Origin of the sequence: Xenorhabdus bovienii (assembly GCF_024721015.1) — a bacterium.
Classification (GTDB): Bacteria; Pseudomonadota; Gammaproteobacteria; order Enterobacterales; family Enterobacteriaceae; genus Xenorhabdus; species Xenorhabdus bovienii.
Genome location: NZ_JANAIF010000118.1, coordinates 1 through 6,006 on the forward strand (window position 1 = coordinate 1; position 6,006 = coordinate 6,006).

General features: G+C 58.6%; 3 protein-coding genes. All 3 read left to right on the top strand.

The genetic code is table 11. From position 1 onward, the window contains the following. The first annotated feature begins 3 nt into the window (after window positions 1–3). On the top strand, window positions 4–2,022 hold the full coding sequence (locus NXS07_RS18225) for a type VI secretion system Vgr family protein (RefSeq protein WP_258087345.1): 2,019 nt from the start codon (window positions 4–6) through the stop codon (window positions 2,020–2,022). A 119-nt stretch (window positions 2,023–2,141) separates the two neighbouring features. Beyond that, on the top strand, window positions 2,142–2,561 hold the full coding sequence (locus tag NXS07_RS18230; RefSeq protein WP_038206734.1) for a DUF1795 domain-containing protein: 420 nt from the start codon (window positions 2,142–2,144) through the stop codon (window positions 2,559–2,561). Window positions 2,562–2,573: 12 nt separating this feature from the next. Further along, window positions 2,574–6,006: PAAR domain-containing protein (locus NXS07_RS18235; RefSeq protein ID WP_258087344.1), on the top strand; the 3,433-nt coding region annotated here is incomplete at its 3' end.

Below are 6,006 nucleotides of genomic sequence, written 5' to 3' on the forward strand. Positions count from 1 at the left end.
AACATGGCAAAACAGGCGGCGGGCGTGTTGGGGGGATTAGGCGGTGCCGGTACCCCACGTCTGCCGTCCATTCAGGGGATTGCCGGCTCCATTGCGTCGGGCGGGCAGGGACTGGTTGAACGGGCGGCGGGCGGCCAGCATGCGGCCAGCAAGGTCCTGCAGAAAGCCAGCCAGTTATTGGGCGGCGGGGGCGGCACGGCCCCGAGCGGGCTGCAGTTTACCCTGACCGCGGGCGGCCTGCCGCCGGAAACTTTTGTGGTCACCGATTTCTCGCTGACCGAAGGGTTTTCCCAGCCGTTCCACCTGACGGTCGGGCTGGCGAGCGCCGACCCGGCGATTGACTTTCCGGCGGTGCTCGACCGCAGCGCGACCCTGACCATTTTGCAGGAGGGCGTCGAGCAGCGCAGTATCACCGGGATGGTGGCCCGTTTCGAGCAGGGCAACACCGGCTTGCACCAGACCACCTACCAGATGAGTATCTATCCGGATTTGTGGCGCACCACCCTGCGGCAGAACTCGCGTATCTTCCAGCAGCTGGACATCGCCGCTATCCTCACCATGCTCCTGAAAGAGCACGGTATCCGCGACGTGGTGTTCAGTCTGCGCCATCCGCACCCGGCGCGGGAATTCTGCGTGCAATATCAGGAAAGCGACTTTACCTTCCTGCAACGGCTGACCGCGGAAGAGGGCATCTTCTACTTCTTCGAATGCGGCAGCGGGCGGAACACGCTGGTGTTTGCCGATGACGCCGGCTCCGTGCCGCCGGGCATCGTGGTCCCGTACCAGCCGGGAGAAGGCAGCACGACGGGGGTGCCGTCGGTGGGCAGCTTTACCTGCAGCGCCCAGGTGCGCCCGGCACAGGTGCAGCTCAAGGACTACACCTTCAAAAACCCGGCGTGGCCGGCGGAGTTCAGCCGGCAGATGAAGGAAGACACCCTGCAGCAGCGGTATTACGAGCACTACGACTACCCGGGGCGGTTTAAGGACGAAGCCCACGGCGAAGCCTTTACCCGCTACCGGCTGGAAGCGCTGCGCAGCGACGCGGTGACGGGGCAGGGCAGCGGGCAGGCCATCGCTGTCCAGCCGGGAAAGCTGTTTACCCTGGACAACCACCCGCGCGCCGACCTCAACCAGCCGTGGCAGGTGGTCAGCGCCAGCCATACGGGCAGCCAGCCGCAGGCGCGGGAAACCGCCAGCGGCGACAGCGGTACCACGCTGCACAGCCAGTTCAGCTTCATCCGCCACAACCAAAACTGGCGGCCAGCCCCGCGGCCCAAGCCCACCATCGACGGCCCGCAGATTGCCAAGGTCGTCGGGCCGGCCGGGGAAGAAATCTTCTGTGACCAGTACGGGCGTATCCGGCTGCAGTTCCCGTGGGACAGATACGGAAAAAGCGACGACCAGAGTTCCTGCTGGATACGGGTGAGCCAGCCGTGGGCCGGCCAGGGCTGGGGCATGCTGGCGATACCGCGCATCGGCCAGGAAGTGGTGGTGGATTTCCTGCACGGCGACCCGGACCAGCCGATTGTGACCGGGCGCACTTACCACGCCAGTAATATCCCGCCGGGTGCGCTGCCGGGCAGCAAGACCCAGATGGCGTTCCGCTCCAAAACCCACAAGGGCGAGGGGTATAACGAACTGCTGTTTGAGGATGCGAAGGGCAGCGAAAAGCTGGCGTTGCATGCGCAGAAGGACATGGACACGACGGTACTTAATGACCGCAGTACCCGGGTGACCCACGACCACACGGAAAGTGTTGGCAACAATCAAGTTATCACCGTGCGCAAAGACCGCCATAAGGAAGTGATTGGTATGGAAGTGAGCAGCATTGGGACACGGCAAGTGACCGTGGAAAAAACGAGTGTGCTCAGTGTCAAGGGGGCAATCACTGTCCAGTCTGTTGAAGACGGTATCCACATCGGTAATACCAAGGGCAGTATTTCGATAGACAAGGACGGCAACATCCATATTACGGGGGTTTCTGTGATTATCAATGGTCAACAGGTGATCACCCTGAATTGATACCCAACAGGATGATGAATATCCTGAGAACAACATGAAGTCAGCCCGGTAAGCCTGACTGAGCATGGGCTGAATAATTAAATGAATGACAACCTTAAAAAGAACAAAAAGGACATACCATGAGCGCACTCCCTTACCAGATGAACGAAGGCACCCTGACCATTCCCGCTAACTGGCGTGATGAATCCATGCATGTTTTTGTCCTGCCGGATGACAGTGGCGTCAATCTGGTGATTAACCGCACCCCGGTGCCGGCGGGCAGCGATATCAATACCTATTATGAGCAAACACTGACTCAGTTTGTGACTCACCTGCCGGGCTATCAGGAGCATCAGCGGTTGCAAATGGAACTCAGTGGCGAATTGGCCTGGCGGCTGGATTATCACTGGCAAAGCCCGGAAGGGGAAATGCACCAGACAGTGGTCTTGCAAATCCGGGGCAGCCAGTTGCTGGCCTTTAACCTGACCTCGCCACAGCCGTTTAATACAGGACAACAGGAAGCCTTACTGGCGGTGGTGACCAGTTTTCAGGCGGAATAGTGGGAGGCTGATATGGGATTAGGTGACGAAATTATTACCCGGATTGCGCGAGTCGGGGCAACCCACGCCCGGCCGCTACTGCCTCCCGCTGGAGGAGCCAGAGGGCCGGCGGCAGCACGGAAAGGCGACCCGATTCAGCATAAGAGTTTCTTTGGTGCCCTGATGGGAGCGGTTGCCGGTGCGCTGATTGGGGCGGCTATTTTTGGTGCGGTGGGGTTACTGGTTGCCGGAACCGGGGGGTTGGGGGCAACACTCATTGTTGCGGCTGCAGGTAGCGGGTTAACCTATCTGGCCAGCGATGCCATCGCGGCGGCAAGTTCTGCCGTCACGAACTTCATAGACAGCTTCGGCTCGCCGGACGGGATGCTGGACAGTGGCTCTGGTAACGTCATTATTGAAGGGAAACCGGCAGCACGTGCGACGGTGGACATCGCCAAGTGCAGTAAACATCCGACGCCCCCGTTGATAGCTCAGGGCAGTGAGTCGGTATTTATCAACGGTCAGCCTGCGGCGCGGGTCGGCGACAAACTGGTGTGTGGTGCCGCCATCAAAGGCGGCGCGAGCAAGGTCTTTATCGGCTCAGGTCAGGGCACGTACCTGAAAATTGAAGAAGAATTCTCCGGCTGGCAGCGGGCGTTGCTGATAGCCGTCGAGTTTATCGTGCCGCCGTCGCGGGGGCTGGCAAAGGGCCTTGGAAAGCTGTTGACCAAGACGGGCCGGCAGGCAGTATTAAAAGGTGCCCTCAAGGGGGCCCAAAAAGTCGGGGATGTCGTGTGGGGCAAAACGCTGAAATGCGCCAAGAATGCCTTTAAGGAAACCAAAGGCTTAAAGCGTTACTGGGCCAGCACGAAAAGATTCTTTACCGGTGACCCGATTGATGTGACGACCGGCGCCCTGTTTGACCAACGCACGGATATTGCACTGGGGCAGACGGTGCCGCTGCTGTTTATGCGCAGCTGGTTCCCGGGACAGCGGGGATTACTGGGTGAAAACTGGACTGACAGCTTCTCGGAATGTGTGAGTGTGACCGGGGACCGGGTTGAAATCCTGACCCCGGAAGGGGCATCGCTGCATTTTGCCCTGCCGGCCAGTTATGACCATTGTGTCAATCCTGAACACCCCGACTTTACCCTGAGCCGGGCAGCGACAGGTTATGTGCTGACGGAGCGCAATAATCCGGTGCGCAAATATTTTACCTTACCTGCCCCCACCGGGAAGGCGGATACGCAGCACTGGAATTTGACCGAACACCGTGACCGCCACGGTAATGCGGTGCGTTTTCATTACAGCGACACCGGCCAGTTAGTGAAAGTGACCCACAGCGACGGTCCCGAACTGGTGCTGCTGTATCGTGAAGATGGCCTGCTGGAAGAAATTCGCCGGACGGACAATGGCCTGAATGACATGCTGGCGCGTTACGGCTATCACGATAACGGCTGGCTGGCCGAGGCGGACAGTACCCAGCAATTTCACCTGTTCTATGAATACAATGAACAGGGATTGATCAAGCGCTGGTCAGATGGTGACCAGACTGCCGTGGATTATGTTTATGATGCACAAGGACGTTGTACGGACAGTGTGGGCAGTGGGGGCTTCTATCCGGTTCATCTGACTTACGAACCGGGTATCACCCGTTCAACCACACCGCAAGGTCATACCACCACCTGGCATTACAATGATCAGCAGCAGGTCACACAGGTGGAAACCCCGTGCGGCCATCTCACCCGTTATGAGTACGATGAATGGGGCAACCTGCAGCGGCAGATTTTGCCGGAAGGGCAGGTGTTGACGCTGGATTATCTGGCGGATACGGGACTGGTCACCGCCTTTACGGATGCCAATGGGGCGATGTGGCAGTATCACTATGATGGTGAAGACCGGCTTATCAGCATGACTGATCCGCTCGGCCGTGTCTGGTGGCAGCAGTATGATGATAAAGGCAATCCCGAGTGTTTTATCGCGCCGGACGGCAGCAAGACCACCCTGACCCGCAACGAATTTGGTTTAGTGGTTGCCGCCGAAGATGACGAGGGGCGCAAACGGACGTGGGAATATGACGGCCATCAGCGGCTGACCAAACTGTTTGATGAAGAAAACCGCAGCCTGCGGCTGGGTTACGACAGCCATGACCGGTTGCAGCGGCTCGCGTCGGGTGGCGGGGCGTTGTGGCTGTGGGAGTATGACCGTCATCACCGGGTGTCTTTAAGTGACCGCCCGAATAACAGTCTGGAGCGTTTTCGTCATGACCGCCATGGCAACCTGACGGAATGGACGGATGCCCGTGGCGTAAAATGGCACATTGAATACGGGCCGTTTGATTTGCCCGTGGGCCGTGTAGATGGGGAGGGCCACCGCTGGCAGTATCGCTATGACCTCGACAGCCTGCAATTATTGGCCGTGATTAACCCGCAGGGGGAAAGCTACGGTTACACGCTGGATGCGGATGGCCGGGTCATCACGGAAACCGATTATGCGGGCACGCAGTGGCATTATGCCTATGATGGCAACGGTAACTGCATGGAAAAACGCGATGCGCTGGGCCATGTGACTTGCTATGAATACGATGCGGCAAGCCGCATGACGGCGATGCACACACCGGAAGGCAGCACGACTTATTGTTACGATATCCTCGGCCGTCTGCTGGAAGTGACGGCACCTGACGGTGAACCGCTGACATTTGAATACGACGATAAAGACCGTATTGTCAACGAAGTCCAGCCACACGGGGAAATCCAGCGTGCCTATCCGGACAGCAACAGCGAAGAAAGGACGCTCCATGCGCCGGATGGCCGCTGCTGGCAGGCGAGTACACAAGCCAACAACGTCGGTGAACTCAGACTCCTCAGCATTAACGGTGAGCACACACTGGATCTTGAACGGGACGAAGACGGACACGAATGGCACCGGCAGTCAGATAAAGGGTTTATCCTGAGGCAGGAGCATTCCCTGATGGGGCAACTGACCGCTCAGCGTGCCGGACGCAATACCGAGTTTTTTGCGGCGCATGAAGTGGCGGATATTCCGCAGCCCACCCTGGCGGGTCTGGACAAGGAATACCGTTACGATGCCGCGCTCAATCTGGTGGCGGCGAATGATGAGCGGCAGTGGCTGCGTTACGTGATCAACGGCAATGGTCAGGTCACCTCGGTCAGTGACCGGGATCGCTTGCGGGAGCATTATCAGTATGATGCGTCGGGTTACCCGTCCCGCCGTTTTGATGGCCTGAATGAGATTGACGGGGAGCGGCTTTACCAGAAAGGCCACCGATTAAGACAGCTGGGTCAGCATCTGTTTGAATATGATGATGCGGGGCGGATGACCGCGATGCAGTTGTGGGAAGAAGGCCACCGTCCGCAACTGACCAAGTTTAGGTGGAACAGCCAGAACCAGCTTATCGGGGTGCAGACGCCGGGCGGCCAGCAGTGGGATTATCGCTACGATGCCT

What these genes read in the sequence shown, in the direction of transcription:
- NXS07_RS18230 (WP_038206734.1), top strand. Translation starts at nt 2,142, where the DNA reads ATGAGCGCACTCCCTTACCAGATGAACGAAGGCACCCTGACCATTCCC.
- NXS07_RS18225 (WP_258087345.1), top strand. Translation starts at nt 4, where the DNA reads ATGGCAAAACAGGCGGCGGGCGTGTTGGGGGGATTAGGCGGTGCCGGT.